At 68.4% G+C, this 20,558-nt stretch carries 22 protein-coding genes; 14 read left to right on the top strand and 8 right to left on the bottom strand.

Translation table 11 applies throughout. The features are described 5' to 3' along the window. A partial coding sequence (locus tag NB3_RS20430; protein WP_157111911.1) for a HAMP domain-containing protein occupies positions 1 to 403 on the bottom strand: 403 nt, incomplete at its 3' end. Positions 404 to 643: 240 nt separating this feature from the next. On the opposite strand from NB3_RS20430, the gene NB3_RS20425 reads away from it, so the two are divergent. The 3 genes from NB3_RS20425 (at position 644) to NB3_RS20415 (ending at position 2,682) form a co-directional block, all read left to right on the top strand. Then, positions 644 to 1,552: a phosphotransferase family protein gene (locus NB3_RS20425; RefSeq protein ID WP_067805777.1), complete on the top strand. Its 909-nt coding sequence runs from the start codon at positions 644 to 646 to the stop codon at positions 1,550 to 1,552. A gap of 128 nt (positions 1,553 to 1,680) precedes the next feature. Continuing rightward, on the top strand, positions 1,681 to 2,190 hold the full coding sequence (locus tag NB3_RS20420) for a ribonuclease FAU-1 family protein (RefSeq protein WP_169810720.1): 510 nt from the start codon (positions 1,681 to 1,683) through the stop codon (positions 2,188 to 2,190). A 60-nt stretch (positions 2,191 to 2,250) separates the two neighbouring features. Beyond that, entirely contained in the window at positions 2,251 to 2,682 is a 432-nt protein-coding gene (locus NB3_RS20415) for an SDR family oxidoreductase (RefSeq protein ID WP_084823513.1), read from the top strand. A gap of 34 nt (positions 2,683 to 2,716) precedes the next feature. On the opposite strand, the gene bla is transcribed toward NB3_RS20415, so the two are convergent. After that, positions 2,717 to 3,652 carry a class A beta-lactamase gene (gene bla, locus NB3_RS20410; RefSeq protein ID WP_084823516.1) on the bottom strand — a complete coding sequence of 312 codons (936 nt, stop codon included), beginning with the start codon at positions 3,650 to 3,652 and terminating at the stop codon, positions 2,717 to 2,719. A 172-nt stretch (positions 3,653 to 3,824) separates the two neighbouring features. Between bla and NB3_RS20405 the strand changes: the two genes are divergently transcribed. Both NB3_RS20405 and NB3_RS20400 read left to right on the top strand, forming a co-directional pair. Beyond that, entirely contained in the window at positions 3,825 to 4,700 is an 876-nt protein-coding gene (locus NB3_RS20405; protein ID WP_067805766.1) for a LysR family transcriptional regulator, read from the top strand. Beyond that, positions 4,697 to 5,590, top strand: a complete 894-nt coding sequence (locus tag NB3_RS20400) for a serine hydrolase (RefSeq protein ID WP_067805762.1) — start codon at positions 4,697 to 4,699, stop codon at positions 5,588 to 5,590. The genes NB3_RS20405 and NB3_RS20400 overlap by 4 nt, the downstream gene beginning before the upstream one ends. Here NB3_RS20400 and NB3_RS20395 read toward each other — a convergent pair whose 3' ends face one another. Further along, positions 5,591 to 5,827, bottom strand: coding sequence for a hypothetical protein (locus NB3_RS20395; RefSeq protein WP_157111909.1), 237 nt, complete (start codon positions 5,825 to 5,827; stop codon positions 5,591 to 5,593). Positions 5,828 to 6,150: 323 nt separating this feature from the next. Here NB3_RS20395 and NB3_RS20390 point away from each other — a divergent pair, with 323 nt between their 5' ends. From NB3_RS20390 to rox, 3 genes are all read left to right on the top strand, one after another. Further along, the gene (locus tag NB3_RS20390) at positions 6,151 to 6,594 is read left to right on the top strand and encodes an RICIN domain-containing protein (RefSeq protein WP_067805756.1); all 444 of its coding nucleotides are present in this window, start codon (positions 6,151 to 6,153) and stop codon (positions 6,592 to 6,594) included. Between the two features lie 174 nt (positions 6,595 to 6,768). Then, positions 6,769 to 6,993, top strand: coding sequence for a hypothetical protein (locus NB3_RS20385; protein ID WP_067805753.1), 225 nt, complete (start codon positions 6,769 to 6,771; stop codon positions 6,991 to 6,993). Between the two features lie 590 nt (positions 6,994 to 7,583). Then, positions 7,584 to 9,011 carry a rifampin monooxygenase gene (gene rox, locus NB3_RS20380; RefSeq protein WP_067805751.1) on the top strand — a complete coding sequence of 476 codons (1,428 nt, stop codon included), beginning with the start codon at positions 7,584 to 7,586 and terminating at the stop codon, positions 9,009 to 9,011. 5 nt (positions 9,012 to 9,016) lie between these two features. On the opposite strand, the gene NB3_RS20375 is transcribed toward rox, so the two are convergent. Then, a complete protein-coding gene (locus NB3_RS20375; protein WP_067805748.1) occupies positions 9,017 to 9,508 on the bottom strand; it encodes a DUF1360 domain-containing protein in 492 nt (163 codons plus the stop codon). A gap of 192 nt (positions 9,509 to 9,700) precedes the next feature. Between NB3_RS20375 and NB3_RS20370 the strand changes: the two genes are divergently transcribed. The 3 genes from NB3_RS20370 (at position 9,701) to NB3_RS20360 (ending at position 13,349) form a co-directional block, all read left to right on the top strand. Further along, positions 9,701 to 11,341 (top strand): RecQ family ATP-dependent DNA helicase, encoded by a 1,641-nt coding sequence (locus tag NB3_RS20370; protein WP_067805746.1) that lies wholly within the window; start codon positions 9,701 to 9,703, stop codon positions 11,339 to 11,341. 93 nt (positions 11,342 to 11,434) lie between these two features. Beyond that, complete coding sequence (locus NB3_RS20365; protein ID WP_157111908.1) at positions 11,435 to 12,070, top strand: hypothetical protein; 636 nt, start codon at positions 11,435 to 11,437, stop codon at positions 12,068 to 12,070. A 367-nt stretch (positions 12,071 to 12,437) separates the two neighbouring features. After that, a complete protein-coding gene (locus tag NB3_RS20360; protein WP_067805741.1) occupies positions 12,438 to 13,349 on the top strand; it encodes a manganese catalase in 912 nt (303 codons plus the stop codon). A gap of 114 nt (positions 13,350 to 13,463) precedes the next feature. Here the strand turns inward: NB3_RS20360 and NB3_RS20355 are convergent, their stop codons facing one another. After that, entirely contained in the window at positions 13,464 to 14,291 is an 828-nt protein-coding gene (locus NB3_RS20355; RefSeq protein WP_067805738.1) for an enoyl-CoA hydratase/isomerase family protein, read from the bottom strand. 137 nt (positions 14,292 to 14,428) lie between these two features. Here NB3_RS20355 and NB3_RS20350 point away from each other — a divergent pair, with 137 nt between their 5' ends. Next, positions 14,429 to 15,037, top strand: coding sequence for a TetR/AcrR family transcriptional regulator (locus NB3_RS20350; RefSeq protein WP_218020609.1), 609 nt, complete (start codon positions 14,429 to 14,431; stop codon positions 15,035 to 15,037). A gap of 101 nt (positions 15,038 to 15,138) precedes the next feature. Beyond that, entirely contained in the window at positions 15,139 to 16,242 is a 1,104-nt protein-coding gene (locus NB3_RS20345; RefSeq protein ID WP_067805735.1) for a spore photoproduct lyase family protein, read from the top strand. 202 nt (positions 16,243 to 16,444) lie between these two features. Here the strand turns inward: NB3_RS20345 and NB3_RS20340 are convergent, their stop codons facing one another. From NB3_RS20340 to NB3_RS20330, 3 genes are all read right to left on the bottom strand, one after another. Then, positions 16,445 to 16,735 (bottom strand): hypothetical protein, encoded by a 291-nt coding sequence (locus tag NB3_RS20340; RefSeq protein WP_157111907.1) that lies wholly within the window; start codon positions 16,733 to 16,735, stop codon positions 16,445 to 16,447. A 308-nt stretch (positions 16,736 to 17,043) separates the two neighbouring features. Then, complete coding sequence (locus NB3_RS20335) at positions 17,044 to 18,195, bottom strand: XdhC family protein (RefSeq protein WP_067805729.1); 1,152 nt, start codon at positions 18,193 to 18,195, stop codon at positions 17,044 to 17,046. Between the two features lie 376 nt (positions 18,196 to 18,571). After that, positions 18,572 to 19,549, bottom strand: a complete 978-nt coding sequence (locus tag NB3_RS20330) for an ADP-ribosylglycohydrolase family protein (protein WP_244891997.1) — start codon at positions 19,547 to 19,549, stop codon at positions 18,572 to 18,574. 324 nt (positions 19,550 to 19,873) lie between these two features. Here NB3_RS20330 and NB3_RS20325 point away from each other — a divergent pair, with 324 nt between their 5' ends. After that, positions 19,874 to 20,533 carry a TetR/AcrR family transcriptional regulator gene (locus NB3_RS20325; RefSeq protein ID WP_067805726.1) on the top strand — a complete coding sequence of 220 codons (660 nt, stop codon included), beginning with the start codon at positions 19,874 to 19,876 and terminating at the stop codon, positions 20,531 to 20,533. Positions 20,534 to 20,558: the final 25 nt, after the last annotated feature.

Genomic DNA, 20,558 nt, shown 5'->3' with positions numbered 1-20,558 from the left:
TCTTCTGGGACAGATCGCCCCGCGCCACGGCCGTCGCGACCTGGGCGATGTCACGCACCTGGCTGGTCAGATTCCCCGCCATCGCGTTCACCGAGTCGGTGAGGTCCTTCCACGTGCCGGACACGCCGGGCACTTCGGCTTGACCACCCAGCCGCCCGTCCGTGCCGACCTCGCGCGCGACGCGGGTGACTTCCGAGGTGAACAGCGACAGCTGGTCCACCATGCCGTTGAACACCGTCGCGATCTCGCCGAGCAGCCCGTCGGCGTCGGTCGGTAGCCGAGTGCCGAAATCACCGTCGCGCACGGCCGTCAACCCGGCCAGCAACTGGCGCAACTCGACCTGGTCCGCGGCCGTGACAGCCTGCTCCGACGCGGTGCGGACAGATGCCGCCGTCTCCGTCATGCTCATCCTCGTTCTGCCCCACCCGTATCGGACGCGACGCCGCGCACGGCGGGCCGCCGACCAACGATGCTGTGCTGGCTGCTGAACACGGACGCACCGGCGGCTACACCACTGAACGTATCATCAGTCGCCCTGTCGCTCAGCATTCATCGCAGGTATCCGGGGGAACACAGCGCCCGCAGGCCGACACCTTCGCCAACAGCGGTGGGGCAGGCGGATTCAGGGTTCTAGAGTCGTGGCATGGCAATTCGGGACGGCAATCCTGTCGACGGTGTCCGGGATGTCGTGGCCGCGCAACTGCCCGACTATCGGATCGACTCGATAGCGCTGCTCGGGGAGGGGGAGGACAACGTTGCCTATGAGGTCAACGGCGAGTTGATCGTGCGCTTCACCAAGGAATCCGATCCCGAGAGCCGAGCCGCGCGGGTGATCAATGAAGCCGGTCTTCTGGTCGCGGTCGCGGGTGTGTCACCGCTCCCGGTTCCCGAGCCGTGTTTCAGCGTCGTCGAGCAGGGCTGCCTGGCGTATTTCAAACTTCCCGGCCGCCCGCTGATCGATTTGCCCGCGTCGCAACGATCGGCCCGTTCGCGGTCGATCGCCACGGTGCTCGGCCGGTTTCTCGCGGCTGTGCATGCCGTTCCGGTCGACCGGATGGCCGACTTCGTGGACACCGACGACCAGCCGAAAGCCGTGTGGCTCGATGAGGCGGCACGGATCTACGAGACGATCGCCGACATGGTGCCCGAGGCGCATCGTCCGGCCGTGGAGGTCTTCCTCGACGCGCGGCCCGCGGCGGATCGCTATGGCCTGGTGTTCTCCCACAACGATCTGGGGATCGAACATGTTCTGGTGGAACCTGTTTCGGGAACGGTCACCGGCGTCATCGATTGGAGCGATGCCGCGATTGCCGACCCGGCCTACGACTTCGGTCTCATCTACCGTGACCTCGGCCCATCAGCGCTGGACTCGGCGTTGCGTGCTTACCGCGCCAGCGCCGAAGACTTGCGCCCGATCCGGGAGCGCGCTGCCTTCTATGCCCGGTGCGGCGTGTTGGAGGATCTGGCCTACGGGATCGAGAACGGGTTGCGCGGATATCTCGACAAAAGCCTTGCGGCACTGACCTGGCTGTATCCGATCCCGGCGCGCTGAACCTGCTTCTCGGCTCATCGGCCGGCCCGAGTGGTGGTTCGGAGCGGATGGACGGTTGTCATCGGCGGACAAGGGAGGCACGCGACGTGGCGAGGTTCGCGACGGGGTCTACGGTATGGCGGCGGGAAGTGCTGCACGGCCAGGTATGGGCGGCGATGCCGGTGCAGGTCGTCGCCGACGACGATGTCCTCGCTGTGTGGCTCGAAAACGGTACTGAACTCACCTTCCCGTCACATCCGTACGGTCCGCATCCGTGGTCGCATCAGGACCGGTGGGCCGGAAGCAGTGTGCTGCAACTACACCGGTCGCACGACGCCTATGCGGTCTGGGCCTTCTTCCGCGATGGGCGATGCGATCACTGGTACATCAACTTCCAGGCGCCCTACCGTCGCGGCGAAACATGCTTCGACACAGTCGATCACGGACTGGATATCGTCATCGAAGACGGCAGCTGGCGATGGAAGGACGGGGAGGATGTCGCGCAACAGGTCGTCGACGGCCGACTGACCCCGGCCGAGGCCGACGTGGTATGGATCGCGGCGGAACGTGTCGCTTCCGCGCTCGATCAGGGAACCTGCTGGTGGCTGCCACGCTGGCAAGACTGGCGCCCCGGACCTTCCCGCCAGGCGGCCTGGTAGCGGTACCACTAGAACTGGCGAACCGCCGCTCGGTGAAGCGACCACCGGTGGGGTCACTGCTTGTTTCCATCCGAACCGGTCCCAATTCGCCGTCAATGCCGCGGCACCTTTCTCGCGTTGCGCGAGGCGGCTCGCCGGCTGCGCGACAACGGCCGGATCGTGGTCGTCTCCAGTGGAGTCACCGTCACTGCCCGGCCGGGCACCGGCGCCTACGGAGTCGGCAAAATGGCCGCCGAACATCTGGTGCGGGTCGCCGCCGGTGAGCTCGGCGCGCGCGGGATCACCGTCAACAGCGTCCGGCCCGGCGCCACCCGCACGGACGCGCTGATCGAGCAGCTCGGCGCCGACGCGGTGGCGCGGATGCCGGTCACGGCGCCGCTGGGCCGCATCGGTGAACCCGCCGACATAGCCGCGGTGGTGGCGTTCCTGGTTTCGGCGGACGGCGCCTGGATCACCGGACAGCATCTCAACGCGGCGGGCGGGGCGTACTGATCGCACCCCCGCCCGAGGGCGGTGCGCGCCCGAGTCACCCCAGCGCCGCGACGGCGGCCCGAGCGGCCCCGGCGACAAGAGGACCGTCCGCTTCGGCGTTCTGCTCGGCTTTCGTGGACAGCACCGCGATGACGAAGGGATCGCGCCCCGGTGGCCAGACGACAGCGACATCGAGGGCGCCGCCGTAGGCGGGGCTGCCGGTCTTGTTGCCCACGGCCCACCCGGCGGGCAGCGCGGCGCGAATCCGGTCGGCGCCGGTCTTGCTGGCGATGAGCCACGATTTCAATTGCGCCCGTTCGGGTTCGGCGAGAATGTCGCCGACGACGAGACCGCGGTAGTCGGCGGCCAGTGCGGCCGGTGTGGTCGTGTCGCGCTCGTCGCCGGGAACGGCGCTGTTGAGCTCGGTCTCCCAGCGGTCCAGGCGCGATGTGGTGTCGCCGATGGACCGCAGGAACGCGGTGAAACCCTCCGGCCCGCCGAGAAGTTTCAGCACCTGGTTGCCCGCAGTGTTGTCGGACACGGTGATCGCCGCGTCGCACAGCTCGGCAACGGTCATGCCGGTGTCGGCGTGCTTCTCGGTCACCGGCGAATTCGCGACCAGCTCGGAGCGGGAATAGCGGATCACCTGATCGAAGTAGCCCGTGGACAGTGGATGGTCGCGAAGCAGCGCACCGCAGGCGAGACCTTTGAAGGTGGATGCCATCGGGAACCGCTCCGCGTCTCGATGGGCAACAGTGCGGCCGGAGCCGGTGTCGATCGCGTACACACCGAGCCGGGCAGCGTGCTCGGATTCGAGCTCGGTGAACGACGTGGCCGCGGCCGCCGATGTGGTCTGCGAAGCGGCAGGCACGTCGGCGTCCGACCCGCACGCTTGGGTGACGAGGGACAGCGCTGAGACCGCCACAGCGGCGAGAACTCGACGGTGACCGAGCGGGTGACGGTGACGGTGACGGTGACGGGAAGTGGAAATGATCACCGACGCACCACACCATCGACACGGTCACCGACACCAATATCCGATCGCGGCGTGGGCGAGTCGAGTTGGATATCGCCGCAGGTTTGCTCGCTGTTTCCGCCCCGGTGCCGACCACACGGGTGCACGGCCGGACCGATGCCGGGCAACCCGCTGGTTCAATGACCGCATGGACCTGATCCGCCACCTTCGTTTCTTCGTTTCCGTCGCGGAGGAAGGACACTTCGGCAGGGCAGCGGCCGCGCTGGACATGACCCAGCCTCCGCTGTCGCAGGGACTCAGACGGCTCGAACGGCATCTCGGCGTGGACCTCATCCGCCGCACCCGGCAAGGAGCCGTGCTCACCCCGGCCGGTGTGCAGCTGCTCCCGCGCGCCCGGCTACTCGTGGACGACGCCGAGCGTCTGCTCGCCGAGTCCCACCGGATCGCGAACGCGCACGGCGCCGTGCACTGGGGGGCTATCGCGGCACTGCCCGATCCGGTGGTCACGGCATGCGTCGGCGCCTTGCGCTCCGTGGTGGCGCCGGGCGCCGCGGTGTCGACGAGGGTGGGCACGAGCGTCGATCTGGTCGCCGATGTGCGCGCCGGAATGTTCGATGTCGCGGTCATCGAGCATCCCGCTCTGGTCGACGGGGTCGAGGTGCGCCCGGTCGTCAAGGTGCCGCGCTGGCTCGTGGTGCCGTCGGATCACCGCAGCGCGGTGGCCGAACGCCCCACCTTTCCCATGCTCGCGGGGTTGAACTTCGCTTGTCCGCCGCGCGCGGCCAACCCGCCCGCCTTCGACACCGCCGTGGACCTGCTGCGCGAGCGCGGGCTGGACGTACCGACCGTGCCCGCCCCCGACGACCGCACCGTGTTCGCGGCGGTGGCGGCCGGGACGAGTTTCGGTCTCACCGCCACGGCTCCGTCGCCCACGCCCGGCGTGACGTGGCTGCGCATCGCGCCGCAGGCGGTCGCCCTTCGTGTCCGCGTCGTCCACCGCCCCGGCGCCGATGCCCATGCCGACGCGGTCGACCGGGTGCTCTACCGGGAGCGTCTGCGGTGAGCACCGCCGAGGACCGGATCCGCGCCGTGTTCGCCGACGCCGGATGCAGCGGGTGGCTGCACGCCCGCCGGTGCGACGGCTCCGCGACGGAGATCTCCGTGGGCGGCGACGAGCGGGTCGTGCTGGCGTCGGTGTACAAGTTGCCGCTGTTCGTCGCGTTCTGCCGCCATGTCGACGCCGGGCGCATCGATCCCGCTACGCGGCTGACGGTGGTCCCGTCCGACTGCACCCCCGGGCCGACCGGCATCGCCGTCCTGCGCGATCCGGTGACCATGAGCCTGCGCGACCTGGCGACGTCCATGATGACCGTCTCCGACAACGCCGCGGCGGATGTCCTGCTGGGCGCGACCGGACTCGGGGCCGTCGAGAGCCTGCTGGACGATCTCGGCCTCGAGCGGACCCGCATCGTGGGCGGCACCGCCGACCTGCATCGCAGCCTCGTCCGCGACACCGACACCCACAGCACCGCGGAGGCGTTCGCGGTGCTCGCGCGCAACGACGACGCATGGTCGGTGTCCGCGTACGACCCGTCCTACACCAGCGCGACGACGCCGGAGGAGATGACCCGGCTGCTGCGCGCGCTGTGGAACGGCACGGTGCTGTCCGCGGAGCAGACCGGCTTCGTCCGCGCCGTGATGCGCCTGCAGGTGTGGCCGCATCGCGTCGCGGCAGGATTTCCCCACCGCAACGTGTCGATCGCGGGCAAAACCGGAACCATCGGGGTCATTCGCAACGAGGTGGCGGTGGTCGAATTTCCTGGCGAACACCCCGTCGCGGTCGCCGTATTCACCCGCGCGGCCCGCGCGGACCCGCATCTCCCCGCCGTGGACGCCGCTATCGCCGAGACCGCCCGCATCGCCGTCACCGAACTTCGGCTGCCTTTGCCCTAGCTACCAGGCTGCCATGGAGCCCGACGCATGGAGTTGCTCGAGGATCTCGACGGCGGTCAACGGACGCGCCGCGGCGTGCGTGAGCGCGGCGGCGCGGCCGGCGGGGCAGCTGCCGGACGGGATGGACACGGTGGTGCAGAGCGCGCAGTCCTCGATCGTGCCCGCGCGGTGAGCTCGGATGTTGCGGCCGTCGAGCGCGGCGACCACGCCGAACATACTGGGTGGGTTTTGGCGCATGTGAACGACATTCTCGCTGGTAGGGGCGCGGAATCCGCCTGCGCGGCCGACCTCCTTGTCGGCCTACCGACGTCGTTGTCGAGGGCGGGGCCTGGATGACAGCATCGCCGTCCGGGCCTGTGCCTGAGGCACGCATTCAGCATCGTCGGATAGGTACGGGCCCCGCATCGGTGATTTCACCGACGTATACCTATTTACGGTACGGGGCGAGGACGGATTGACCGGTCGGCGGGTGGGTACTTCGGCGATGGCGAGACGCCCGCGCCTGGTCTCCGCGCAGGCCCCGGGCGTCGGACTTCCGCGGACGGTGAGGACGACAGATCATGACTGAGCTGGGCGAGGGTGTCTATCGGATCGTCAACGCAGGCACCGGGTGCGTGCTGGCACTCGAAAGCGCTGACCAGGTCAGAGTCGTGGGGGAGCGGAGCGTCGAGGACGGCTGGCAGCATTGGCTGCTGTCGAGCGCGCCGGAGTTCGGCGAAGAGATCTGGTACATCACCAATGGTCGCACCGGCACCCGGCTGGGACTCGGCGACGGGTTGGTGAGCGAGGGAACCCATGTCGAGTGCAGCGGGACGCCGATGGGGTGGCAGATCGTCACCGACGAAGCCGACGCCGACCGCTATCGCATCGCGGTCTGGCCTCCCTGCGACTTCGTTCTCGGGCTGTCCGGACGCGACGACAGTGGTTCGCACGCCGAGCAGATCGGACTGACGCGGTACGCGCCTGCGAGCAGTACCCAGCGATGGCAGTTCCAGCGCGCCTGATCGCGTACCTCATGACGAACGGGGCACGGCGGGGTTCCACAAGCAAGAAAGTGCGGCGCGCCGGGTGTATAGGCCAGATGGTCGGGTATCGGCTGGACAACGCGACGATCCTGGAGGGCGCGTCGCTCCGGCGCCGATCGCCGAACGCGCCGAGGTACCGGAAAGGAGGAGGTCATGGCTGCGCCGCGTACCTATCTGGTCCGTCTCGATCCGCTCCTCCTCGACGACGGGGTGACGCCGCGCGGGGGCCGGGAGCAGTTCTTCGACTGGCTGGCCGACAGCGACGCCGAGGTCGTCCGGCTCTGTGGCGCCGACCGCGTCGTCATCGCCGCCGAACCCGAGGTAGCCGATCGGGTGGGATACCTCGAGTACGTCTTGGGCGTCGAACCTTATGAGTGACCGGACTTCTCGGGGGAAGCAAGGTCCCGGTCCGACACCTTGACCGTGCCGGACCGATCATCCGGTGGTAACCCCAGATGGGCGCAAAGGTGCGCAAACACTGGCCGCCGGAACGCGCGTTTTGCCCAGACTGGGAATGTTGGGCCTGGTAGGCGGCTGTGGGTGCCAGCTCCTGCCAGGCCCGACCCGCCGGACGACCGGCGCAACCGTCCGCCATGGATGTCTCGGGCGCACAGCGAATGTGGCTACGCCACCGAACTTTCCGAGATCCGCGCCCGAGCACACGACGGTAAAGCCTTGTGGCAGCGCGGCGAGGGCCCGGTATTTCGGTGGCGCCGAAGCGGAACTCCAGAGAATTCGCGGCGGGCTGGAGGTCGGATGGCGGCCGAGCCGGGCGAGATAAACCCGGCCCGGGAGGGATCCCTTCCCTTTCAACATATATCGCACCGGGGGACTTGCGGCAAGGCCGGGTGCATGGCGCAGAATATTCGGCCGAAGGCCAGGACCTGCGAAAATGTGTGGTTCGCGCGGTATGCGCGGACCACATGAGCGACTGGCGAAACGCGAATTTCTCGGCAGATGGGTGGCTCATGTTCGATGTGATCGTTGCCGGCGCGGGTCCGACCGGCTTGATGCTGGCCGGCGAGTTGCGCCTGCACGGTGTGCGTGTGGTGGTCCTGGAAAAGGAGGCGGAGCCGCCCAAGTATGTTCGCTCCCTGGGCCTGCATGTGCGCAGCATCGAGGTGATGGATCAGCGCGGTCTGCTGGAGCGGTTTCTCGCGCTCGGCCGGAAGCACCCGCTCGGGGGCTTCTTCGCCGGCATCGCCAAGCCGCCGTCCGAACGGCTGGACAGCGCGCACGCCTACGTTCTCGGTATTCCGCAGACCAGCACCGATCGCCTGCTCGCCGAGCACGCCGCCGAACTCGGCGCTGACATCCGGCGCGGCGGCGAGGTGACCGGGCTGAGTCAGGACGAGGACGGGGTCACCGTCGCACTGGCCGACGGGACACGGTTGCGCGCGCGGTACCTCGTCGGCTGCGACGGCGGCCGCAGCACGGTGCGCAAACTGCTCGGCATCGATTTCCCCGGCGAGCCGTCCCGGCGCGACACCCTGCTGGGCGAAATGGAGGCGACCGAGGATCCGGATACGATCGCGGCCACCGTCGCCGAGATCCGCAAGACCGAGCTGCGATTCGGGCTCGGCCCGCTCGGCGACGGGGTGTATCGCGTCGTCGTACCCGCCGCCGAGGTGGTCGAAGACCGTGCGGTCACGCCGACGCTCGAGGAGTTCGCGCGGCAGCTCCGGGTGTTCGCGGGCACCGACTTCGGCGTGCACTCGCCGCGGTGGCTGTCCCGCTTCGGCGACGCCACCCGCTTGGCCGAGCGCTATCGCGTCGGGCGGGTGCTGCTGGCGGGCGACGCGGCGCACGTTCACCCGCCGATGGGCGGGCAGGGGCTCAACCTGGGCGTGCAGGACGCGTTCAATCTCGGCTGGAAACTGGCCGCCGAAATCGGCGGCTGGGCGCCGGAGGGGTTGCTGGACAGTTATGAGAGCGAACGACGGCCGGTGGCCGCCGACGTCCTCGACAACACCCGCGCGCAGGCCGAGCTGATGTCCACCGAACCGGGTGCGCAGGCGGTGCGCCGGTTGCTGTCGGAACTGATGGATTTCGAGGAGGTGAATCGCTATCTGATCGAGAAGATCATCGCGATCGGCATCCGCTACGACTTCGGCGCGGGCCACGAGCTGCTCGGCCGTCGGCTGCGCGACGTGCGATTGCGACACGGCCGCCGCCTCTACGAACTGATGCACGAGGGCCGCGGCCTGCTCCTCGATCAGACCGGCCTGCTGTCGGTAGCCGGGTGGGCGGATCGAATCGACCACGTCGTCGACACCAGCGCGGAACTCGACGCGCCCGCCGTCCTGCTGCGCCCCGACGGCCACGTCGCCTGGGTCGGCGACGAGCAACAGGACCTGCTCGAACACCTGCCGCGCTGGTTCGGCCGGCCGGTGTAGCCACGCTATTTCTGCGCGATCCGCTGGGCGCTGGCGTAGGCGAGGTGGAGAAAATCCGCACCGGTCAACGCGGCCAGAGCGTCGGCGACCACGCGGGTGGTGCGCGGCACGAACACCTGCCCGAGGGTGAATCCGGTGATCACCCAGACATCGAGGCAGAACGGGCAGGTGAGCAACTCTCCGATGCTGTGTGCCAGACCGTCGTCGGCCGCTGGTTGTTCCATGACCTCGCCGGGGCCGCCGTCGCCGGTCGGCCGCGTGAACGGGGCTCGGATCGGGGCGGTGATCGCGTCCTTGGTCACGGTCCGGGACAGTTTGTGCGCCGCCAACGCCGTGACTACGAGATCTTGCACGCTCATCGCCCGCGGCAGTTGCCGGCGGGTCAGTCTGCCGAGCACAGCGGCCGCGGCCACGGTAAGCCCGAACATCACCATCGTGGCGAGGTATCCGCTCAGCGAGCGGTGGTTCTCGGCAGCTCCGCGTTCGGCTTCACTCATGTGGCCTGCGTACCCGAGCAGGTGGATCCCACACGGAGGCGCGATATCGCTGCCCGGCTCGATGCCGCTATCGAAGATGTGCCGTCCGATGGCCGACGAGGACTGCCCCGGTGTGACGGTGCAGCGCCCGCACCGCGGTTCACCGCGAGCCGGTCGGCGTTTCCGCCGGACCGGTGGTGGTATGCCCAGCCGGTGACAAGCTCGTCCGATTACGAGAGCCGCCTGCGGGGCGTGGCCGCGGAGAAGTTCGGCCTGGCGCACCTGCACGACGAGCAACTGCGGGCCATGGAGCAGGTGATGGCAGGAAGGGACGTGCTGGTGGTGCTGCCGACCGGCGCGGGTAAGTCGGCGATCTATCAGGTGCCCGCCTTGCTGCTGGACGGTCCGACCGTGGTGGTTTCTCCGCTCATCGCGTTGCAGAACGATCAGATCGATGGCATCGAGGGCAGCCGCGCGGCGGATGCGGTCGCGCTGAACTCCACCCAGCGCACCGGCGAGCGCCGAGCGGCATGGGACGCGCTACGCCGCGGCGACGCCGAGTACATCTTCCTCTCGCCGGAGCAGCTGGCCAACGACGATCTGGTCGATGAGCTTGCCGCGCTGCGCGTTTCGCTGTTCGTGGTGGACGAGGCGCACTGCGTTTCGGGATGGGGGCACGACTTCCGGCCGGACTACCTGCGACTGGCTCCGGTGGTCGAGCGGCTCCGGCATCCCACGGTGGTCGCGTTGACGGCGACCGCCGCACCACCGGTCCGGCGCGACATCGTGACTCGGCTCGGCATGCGCGACCACCGTGAAGTCGTCGCCAGTTTCGATCGACCGAACCTGCACCTGGCTGTCGACCGCTTCACCAGTGACACCGACAAGCGCGGTGCCGTCATCGCTCGCGTCCGAACACTGGCTGCCGACGGAGCGGCTGGGAACGGACTCGTCTATGTGGCAAGCCGCAAGGACAGCGAGTTCTACGCCGGGGAATTGGCGCGGTCGGGCATCCGGGCGGCGGCCTACCACGCGGGGATGAAGGCCACGATCCGCGACGAGGTGCATCAGGACTTCCTCGCCGGGGACACCGATGTGGTCGTGGCCACCTCGGCCTTCGGCATGGGTATCGATAAGCCCGACGTCCGCTTCGTCGTCCACGCGTCGGCTCCGGATTCGCTGGACTCCTACTACCAGCAGATCGGCCGAGCCGGGCGGGACGGCGAGTCCGCCGAGGTCATCCTGTGCTATCGCCCCGAGGATCTGAGCCTGCAGAAGTTCCTCACCGCGAGCAGAGTCCCCGAGGACACCATCGCCGAAGTCGCCCATGCCCTGTATCGGTACGACCATCCGGTCCGGCCGTCCCAGCTGGAAGTCGACGCCGCCCCCGCTCGCCGCACGCGGGCGATCAACCTGCTCGAGCAGGTCGGCGCGATCACGACCACCGAGACCGGCCGGATCCGGGCCGATCGAGGACGCGCACCCGACCGTGCGGTCGAACAGGCAGCCGAGGCCGCGCAGGCCTACGAAGAACTGACCGCCTCGCGCATCGAAATGATGCGTGGCTACGCCGAGACCACCGGCTGTCGGCGACAGCACCTGCTCGGCTACTTCGGGGAGCAACTCCTCGACCCGTGCGGCAACTGCGACACGTGCGATGCCGGAACCGCCACCGAACGGGTACCGGGCGCCGCCGAGTTCCCGGTGGACAGTTCTGTCCGGCATCGGGATTGGGGCGGGGGCATCGTGATGTCCACCGAAGCCGACCGCCTCACAGTGCTGTTCGACGAGGTCGGTTACAAGACGCTGTCCCTGCCCGAGGTGCGTAAGCACAACCTTCTCAGCCGAAGCTGAGCGATCCGCGGTCGACGGCGGAAACCCGGACCCGTTCGGCGTGATTGTCACCGATCTCGGGGTACCCGCCGGGTGGGTGAACGGAGGTTGCTGATGCTGACAATCGATAGCCGCGACGGCCGAGAGTGGTCCGCGAAGGACTCGGCGAACGCGCGTTTCGCGCGGCAGGTGTTGCGCTCGGCCGCTCGGCCGGAGCGCATCGCGGAGGTGATCGCGGAAATCGTCGGTGACCGTGTCGAAGTCGGGCCGGTGCACGCCGGTCCAGGGGGACTGGCTTCCGTCACCGCTACCGGTCGGCCGGGAAAGGTTCGGGCGGCGGCCTGTGACGGGGAGGAGTGGGACGTTGCGCTGGAGTTGCCGATCAGGCTTCGGTTGCGGGTGGATCTCGCCGGGGTCACCGGGCGATTCGTCGCCGCTGTGCGGGTGCGCTTGCGGGTCGCGCTGGGCCTGGAGGATCCCTGCGTGGTGTTCGTCCGCACCGAAGAGGTGAGCCGCGAGCGCCTGGACATCAAGGTTCGGCCGGTCGATGGGCCTGCTCGGCTGCTCGACCGGCTCGCCGACGTACCTTCCCTGGTTGCCGAGCATGTCGTCGCCTATGTCGGGGAGCTGCTGTCGAGCCGCGAAATCCGCGAGGTGCGGCGCATCGATATCGCGCAGGTCATCGAGCGTGCGTGGGAGGCGGGCCTGATTCTGGACCCGGCGGCACGGACGCTGCCCCGCAGCGCCTGATTTCGTGGCAGTCGCGCGAAGTACGTTGCGGGCCTCGATCATCGGGACCCGACTTCGCCATCGCATCTGAACCGTCGGCCCTGAGAGCTCATGCCGGGGGAGTGGGGTAGCACGTGCGCGATCCAGGATGAAAGGTGCGCCGATGCGGCGCCCTCGACTCGCAGGCATCGCACAGGACGGACGGGCGGGTGCGGTCGACGCACTCAGGTACTCGTCTTCGGACAAGACGTTCCGTCTTCATGCGCGAATTCGGTTGTCGCACAATGGAAGTGCGGTCGAGTTCATGCGGATTTCCTGGTTTGCGCCGGGTGGGCGGCGGTACCCGCACGACGGGGAGGGACCTTGATCGTTCGTCGGAGGAGAGTGCATGTTTCGTCATACCGATTACTTGCAGTTCGATGTGAAGCCCGAGAAGCCCGATCCGGTGTACGCGCGCAAGCTCCAGGAGCTGATCGGTGGCGCGTTCGGGGAGATGACCGTCACCATGCAGTACCTGTTCCAAGGGTGGAATTGCCGGATGCCGGGCAAGTACAAGGACATGATCATGGACGTGGCGACCGAGGAGATCGGGCACGTCGAGATGATCGCCACGATGATCGCGCGGCTGCTGGAAGGAGCCCCCGCGACGCGCGCCACCCAGGAAGCGGCGGCTGATCCGGTGGTGGCGGCGGTGCTGGGCGGGATGGATCCGCAGCAGGCGATCGTCTCCGGCGGCGGTGCGTCGCTGTCGGACAGCAACGGGGTGCCGTGGAACGGGCGGTACATCGTGGCCAGCGGCAACCTGCTGGCCGACTTCCGCGCCAACGTGGCCGCCGAGGCGCACGGCCGCATCCAAACCGCGCGCCTGTACAACATGACCGACGACCCAGGGGTCAAGGAAATGCTGAAGTTCAACCTCGCCAGGGACACCTACCACCAGAACCTCTGGCTCGCCGCGATCGAGCAGCTGAAGGAGGACGGACTGGAAGGCACCGTCACGCCGAACGCGTTGTTCGACGAGGAGCACTCCGAGCACGCGACGAGCCTGTGGCATCTGTCCGACGGCCCCGACGCGGGCGCGGGCCGGTGGGCGACCGGTGTCGCTCCGGACGGCGTGCATCAGAACGGTTTCCTCGCCGACCCGCAACCGCTGGGTGACAAGGCCTCGGCGCCGCCTCCGGACCCGCAGTTGTACGCCACCTACGACGGCTCCCAGGGCAAGCCGCGTTCGGCGGCCTTCGGAACCGAAGCGGGACTGGTCGGCAAGGTCAAAGACGCTCTCGACCCCAACAAGCCCTAGTCGGGTCGCCCTGGGGTATTGCCGGGCCGGTGCCACCTGCGTTCCCAGTGGACCAGGTCGGCGCCGGCCCGACCTCCGTGCGGCGGGGTCCGGCTGCCCACCGGTGAGACCGGGTCAGAAGAGTCGGTCGGCGGAGATGCCGAACATCTCGTGGGCGACGCCGAATCCGAGATCGTGCACGAGCGCTCGCTTCCACGGGCGCTGGGTGATGGCGTGGGTCAGTCGGCGGGCCGCCCGGGGACGCGCCATGATGCTCTCCGCGATTTCCCAAGCGCGCGAGAGCAATTCGTCGGCAGGCACCACCTCGTTGACGAGGCCTAGTTCGAGCGCTTCCGGAGCGGTGATCGGTGCGCCCGTGTACAGGTGGTAGGCGGCGCGTTTGGTGCCGACGAGGTGTTGCAGGGTCAGTTGCTGCCCGTCGCCGGGGGCGACTCCGGCCAGTAAGTGGGGGTCGACGATGGTCGCGGTGGGCGCGGCCAGGGTGATGTCGCACAGCAACGCGAACTCGGTGTGGGAGGTGCTCGGTCCGTTGAGCGCGGCGATGGTGGGGATGTCGATGCCGAAAACGAAGTTCTCCAGCAATTTGATCGCGTCGTAGTAGGTGTGCTCGTAGCGGAAATCGGCGAGCCGGGTCTGCTGGATCAGGGTTGTCGCCCCTGCGGCCGGGTCGGGGTCGGGGGCCAGCCACTCCTCGCCCGTGCCGGTGAGGATCAGGACCTCGTTCTCGGGGTCGTTGCCGATCTCCTGCCACGCCTGCGCCCACGCGTTGTGGGTCGCGAAGTCGAACCGCGCGGGCCCGCCGTCGGTGTGCATCCGCAGTTGCAGAATTCCGTCACGGCGGGTCATCACGAAGTAGTCGGCGTACTTCTGGGCGTAGTCGTCGAGCCGGGGGCGGGACACATAGCCGTGCCGGGCGTGCCAGTCGTCGAGTTCTGTGGACATCGCGCAAGCCTTCTAGGGAGACGGGAGTAGGGTCGAGTCGAAGTGGAGCGACGCTCCGATTATATGGAGCAGTGCTCCGATTAGCAACGGCGCGACAGGAGGCGAGTGGTGGTGGCGCAGCGAAAGGTCATGCTCCGGTGATCCGCGCGGACGCACGACACAACTACGACCAGCTGTTGGTGGCGGCGCAGGCGGCGTTCGCCGAACAGGGGACGCAGGCGTCACTGCGGGACGTGGCCCGGCGTGCCGGTGTCGGGATCGGCACCTTGTACCGGCACTTCCCCACTCGGGAGGCACTGCTGGAGGCGTTGTTCGGGCGGGGATTGGACAACCTGAGCGCACAAGGCGAAACCCTGCTCGCGGCGGAGGACCCCGCCGCCGCGCTGTCCGAATGGGTCCGCGAACTGGCCCTCGGATCGGCCCGTTCCGAGGGGTTGGCGGTGGCGGTCATCGATGCCTTGCACGATCCGGAGTCGGCGCTGCACGCGTCCTGCCAGCGCCTGCGAAACGCCGGAGCCGGGCTGTTGGCACGGGCCCAGCGCTCCGGCCGGATACGACCGGACCTGACCGCGGACGAGCTGTTCGCCACCGCGGCCGCGATGGCCTGGGCCGCCGAGCGAACCCCGCGGCCCGAGGCGTCCACCGACAGGTTTCTCACGCTGCTCACCGAAGGCATCGCCGCACGCCCACCCGAATCCGTCGATCCCGCCTCCCGGGACCGGTCACCTGGCACGGAGGTGCGCTGAACCGGCGCACCGGCTCCCGTCCGCGCCTTTTCCGGTGGCGCTGCCCACACCGGGTCGCTCGCGCGCGCCCGGATGTCGGTGGGGCGGAGTAGGCAGAGGCTATGAGTCGATCAACCGCAGTTCCGGACCCCTTCCGGCCGACTTCGGGTCCGCGTCTGCTGGACGTGCGTCGCCTGTGGGCCGAGCCGGACGCGCTGGCGAGCCCGCGCGGGCAGCAGGTGCGCGCGCGTTTCCCCGACGCCGAGATCATCACCGTCGCCTCCCACTGGAAGATCGACCAGTTGCACGGCAACGCGGGCAACGTCGACCGCTGGATCCGGGTCAAGACCGAGGACCTGGTGCTCGGGGTCAAGAAGTCGCTGACGGCCCGCGCGAACGGTCGCTCGTCCGACTGGATCGCGCCGTCGACGTCCAACGGCTGCGCGATGGCGTGCGCCTACTGTTACGTTCCCCGCCGCAAGGGCTACGCCAACCCGATCACGGTGTTCACCAACATCGACAAGATCATCGGTTACCTCGGACGTCACGTGCACAGGCAGGGGCCGAAGCCCGCGCCGAACCAGTGCGACCCCCATGCCTGGGTCTACGACCTCGGCGAGAACAGCGACTGCTCGGTCGACGCACTGGTCAGCGACAACGTCGCCGACCTGATCAGCGCGTTCAGCGCCTGGCCGACCGCGAAGGCGTCCTTCGCCACCAAGTACGTCAACCGCGCTCTGCTCGACCTCGACCCCCGCGGGCGGACGCGGATCCGGTTCTCGCTCATGCCGGAGGCCGATTCCCAGCTGCTCGATTTGCGGACCACGCCGATCCGGCAACGCATCGCCGCGATCGACGACTTCGTGGCAGCGGGTTACGAGGTGCACGTCAACTTTTCCCCCGTCGTCGTCCGGCCCGGCTGGGCGGAGGACTGGGCGCAGCTGCTCGATCAGCTGTCGGATGGCACCGGCTCCGCCTTCAAGGCCCAGGCCGCGGCGGAGATCATGATGCTCACCCACAACGAGCAGCTGCACGAACTCAACCTCGGCTGGCACCCGAAGGCCGAGGATCTGTTGTGGCGGCCGCCGATGCAGCAGGCCAAGCGCTCGCAGTCGGGTATGTGGAACGTGCGCTACCGCAACGACGTCAAGGCGGCGGGGGTCGAGACGCTGACCGATCTCATCGCCCTGCGGGCGCCTTGGCTGCGGGTGCGCTACGCGTTCTGAGTCTTCGGCCCGAGTAGCGGGCTCGGTAAGTCGTATTGTCGCCAGTGCTCACTCGCCGCGGCTTCTTCGGCGCGGCGAATGAACAGTTCGATTCTGGCAAATTCACTGCAATGGTGCGCGCACACTGCCGAGAAGCGTCAGCTGCGCAAAGAAGTTCCGCCTCCGGACGACACCGGCGAAGCGGTGATCGACCGGGTCGGGATCAGGCGGCGGGCTTGGGCTGGCTCAGGTCCCTGATGCCGGTGATCGCATCGATGATGTTGACGATGGCGGAGGTGCCACCGTCGAGGGCCGAACTGCCGGAGTCGAGCATGGCCGAACCGGAGGACGAGCCGGCCGAACCCGTGGAGGAACCACCGTCGGCCGAACCCGAGGCCAGGCCGGCGGAGCCGGTGGCGGCGGAGCCCGTGGCGGCGGGGGCGGCGGAGGCCACCGCGGCGGGGCCGAGGAGCAGGGCGGCGGCGGAGACGGTGCAGGCTGCGGCGAGGGTCATGCGCGAGATCATGTACGGAGCTTCCTTTCACAGTTGGATAACGACGCCATCACGGCGCACCTCAGCAACGTTAAGAAAAAGAAATCCGCGAAGCCACTTCTCTTCTTGTGTGAATTATCACCGTTAATAATTGGCTAACGATATATTGTGCCGAGGTAACACAATTTGATCTTCACTCCGGATCGAATTTCATGATCGAATTCAATTGTTTCTCCGGCGACGCTTCGTATCGGCGTGCGGCGGAATGGATCTCACGGCGCGCCTTCGACGCCGGCATGGGCCTTGCCTGCCCGAGGGGCGCGGCGGCGTTACGGGGAAGGAGTCGCTTCATCCGCTGTCGGCGCTGTGTGGTGCACAGGGCCGGCGGTTCGGCTCAGTGCGCGACCGTCGCCACCCCACCGCCGCGCGATGATCTCGGCCGCGATGGACACCGCCGTCTCTTCCGGCGTCCGGCCGCCCAGATCCAAGCCGATGGGGCTGGCGAGCCGGTCGAGTTGCGCGTCGGTGAGGCCGGCTCTGCGCAGCCGGGTCATCCGCTGATCGTGCGTACGACGCGATCCCATGGCGCCGACATAGCCGATCCGCGGCGCGCGCAGGGCCACCTCGAGCAGCGGGACGTCGAACTTGGGATCGTGGGTCAGCACGCAGACGGCGGTCCGCTCGTCGACCGCGCCGGCCGCGATCTGCGCGGCGAGATAGCGGTGCGGCCAGTCGACGACGACCTCGTCCGCGGTGGGGAACCGGGCCGAGGTCGCGAAGATCGGCCGCGCGTCGCACACCGTGACCCGGTACCCGAGGAACGATCCCTGCCGCGCCACGGCGGCCGCGAAGTCGATGGCACCGAACACCAGCATGCGCGGGCGGGGTGCGTGAGCGGCGACGAAAACCGCCATGCCTTCGCCGCGGCGCTGCCCGTCGGGACCATACGACAGCACCTCGCTGTGGCCCGCCGCGAGCAGCCCGGCGGCGTCATCGATCACCGCGTCGTCGGTGCGTGCCGACCCGAGCGTGCCGTGCGCGTCGCCCGCCCGGAGCAGCAGCCGTCGCCCGATCCGAGCCGGGTCCGGATGCTCGACGACGGTCGCGACGGCGACCGGCCGGTGGTCGGCGATGTCCGCGGCGACCGCGCCGAGTTCCGGGAACGTGTCCCGGGAGATCGCCTCGACGAAGATGTCGATGATGCCGCCGCAGGTGAGGCCGACGGCGAAGGCGTCGTCGTCGGAGAACCCGTACCGCTGCAAGACCGGACGACCGGTCCGCATGACCTCGGTGGCGAGCTCGTAGACCGCGCCTTCGACGCAGCCGCCGGAGACCCCGCCGCCGACCGTCCTGTCCGGGGCCACGACCATGGCCGCGCCCGGCGGCCGCGGCGCCGAATGGAAGGTCCGCACGACCGTCGCGACCCCGGCGGTGCCCCCGGCGTTCCAGATCGCCATCAGATCCGTGAGCACGTCCCGCATGATGCGTCCTCCGGCCGGGACGCGGCAGTAGGCGCCGCGTCGATCTCCAGATTAAAACCAGGACCGTGACGCCCGCCCAGCTCGGGGCGCACTCGATGGTGTTCGTCCCCGCCTTCCCCAGGTTCGGGCCTTGTCGCGGACTCGAGCGCAGGCGGATGGGAGGGACGAGCAGTCCGGCAGCTTCCGGTTCGGCGGCTCCGACGGGCACACCGGCGACAACAAACGGTCGGGCTACGTGTGGTGATCGACCGGGCGGGCGCGTCTGGACCGCATCGAACCGGCACAGCGCCGGTAACGCGTGTCCCGTCGAGGGCGTACTCCGGCGGGGGGAGGGGGACCGGCTCGCGGCGCGTGCGTCGGCGTCAGGTCGTTGGTCTCACGACGCGCCGGACAACCATCTGCGAACGTGGCCGGACGCGAATCTCGTGCGCCGTCGTGGTGGGCGCGTCGTGTCGAGCCAGGCGGGCAGCGGTTCTCGCGCGGCGAGCCACGGTCGCGGCACTCCTGCGTGTGGGCCGTGGCGAGGGCCGGTGCCGGTGTGGGCGGCGACGATTCCGCCGACGATGGCGCTGGTGGTGTCGATATCTCCGTCCGCGGCAATGCATGTGGTGATGGCGGCCGGGTAGTCGTCGAGATGCCGCGCCGCGACCCACACCGTGAACGGGACCGTGTTCTGCGCGGTGACCAAGGAGCCGTTGCCGAGTTCGTCCGCGGCCTCTTTCACGGAGGCTTCGAGTAGGCTGCGAGCACGGGCGATCAGTCGGGTCGTTTCACCGTCATCCAGGCGGTCGAGGATGCCGGTGACGAATTCCCTTGGTGTGGGCCGTCTTCCGATCAGGCGGGCATGAGCGGCCTGACCCGCCGCCAGCGCCACCGCGACCGCGCCGACGACTCCTTCCGGATGCAGATGCGTCACCTGCGCCGACCGCGTCGCCTCGGCGGCGATCCGGTCCGGATCGCCGGCAAAGAATGCGCCCAGCGGGGCGACCCGCATGGCCGCGCCGTTGCCGCAGGACCCTTGATGATCGAAGGCGGCTCCGGCCGCCTCCCGCCAGTGCACGCCCTTGCGGATGCGGCGCAATGTGTCGGTCGCCAGGAAGCCGTACTCCCGGCGGGGGTCGAACCGTCGCGCGAAGGCGGCGGCGAGCCGATCCTGGTCGATCGCACCGTGCTCGAAGAGTTCGGCGACTATGGTGCAGGCCATTTCCGTATCGTCGGTCCACCCGAACTGGCGGGCAGGAAGATCCCCTGCCAGAAGATCGGGAATGGACCTGCCCATGACTGGAAATTCCGCGCCCAGCGCGTCTCCCACGGACAGTCCATCCAGCGAATCGAGCATCAACTCAGCGTGCATCGCGACTGATCGTAACCGGAGGGACACCGCCGACGATCGCGATGGTGGGGCGAGGCGGCGCATGCGGAACCGGCGCGGGAATTGATATCCATGTTCATACTTAGATATGCGCATCTAACCATTTATTTGGATATCGCTGCGCTCGCACCTCATCACGTAGGTAGAGCGTTGACGGCCGGGACCGAGTTGTCCTAGCCTCACAAAAGTGAACACTGATCACCCGACGGTCCGTGCTTCCATCCCGTGTTGTCGAGTCCGAGAAGGCTTCCGCGGTCGGGTGACTCGGTGGCAAGGATGTGCCGGCGCGGGAGCCGCGCGACCTCGATGACCAAGCGCGGATTGACGCGGGAGCGTCTGGCCGATATCGCTCATGAGTACGTCGCCGAGCACGGCCTGGACGCGCTCACGATGCGACGATTGGCGGCGGCGGCCGAGGTGACCCCTGGTGCGTTGTACAAACACGTACGGGACCGCAAGGATCTCCAGCGCGCGATGGCCGACACTGTCTTCCGGGCCGTCGACCTGTCGGATATCGACCTCGGACATCCCGATGTCGATCAGACCATAATCTGCTGCCGGCGCATTCGTGCGGCGATGCTGCGCTTTCGCGAGGGCGGACGCGTCGTCGCCGGCTCGTACTCGCCTTCGCCGGAGACGATCAGGGTTTCCGGCACGCTGATGACGCTGCTGCACGGTGTGGTCCTGCCGCAGTTCCGCGTCGGGGAGATCGTTCTGGTATTGCGTTCCTACATAACGGGTTTCGTCATCGAAGAACAGGCATACCTGGAACTGCGCAACACGGGGGAGTGGGAACCCCTGGTGGCGCGGATCTCGACCGGTGAGCATGCCGGGCCGGAGGGCGCCGAGGACATCCTGGCGGTGATGACCGGTGACCGGGACCGGAGATTCACGGGTGGATTGCGCACCGTTCTCGACGGCAAAGTCCGTGATCCGGTGAACCTCGCCACGTCACTGCGCAGTTGACGGCAAGCATCGGCGGCACGGTCTC

Origin of the sequence: Nocardia beijingensis NBRC 16342, from assembly GCF_001612785.1 — a bacterium.
In the GTDB taxonomy this organism is placed as follows: Bacteria; Actinomycetota; Actinomycetes; order Mycobacteriales; family Mycobacteriaceae; genus Nocardia; species Nocardia beijingensis.
The sequence above is the reverse complement of the archived record's forward strand: the minus strand, read 5'-3'. Positions and strand labels throughout refer to the sequence as shown.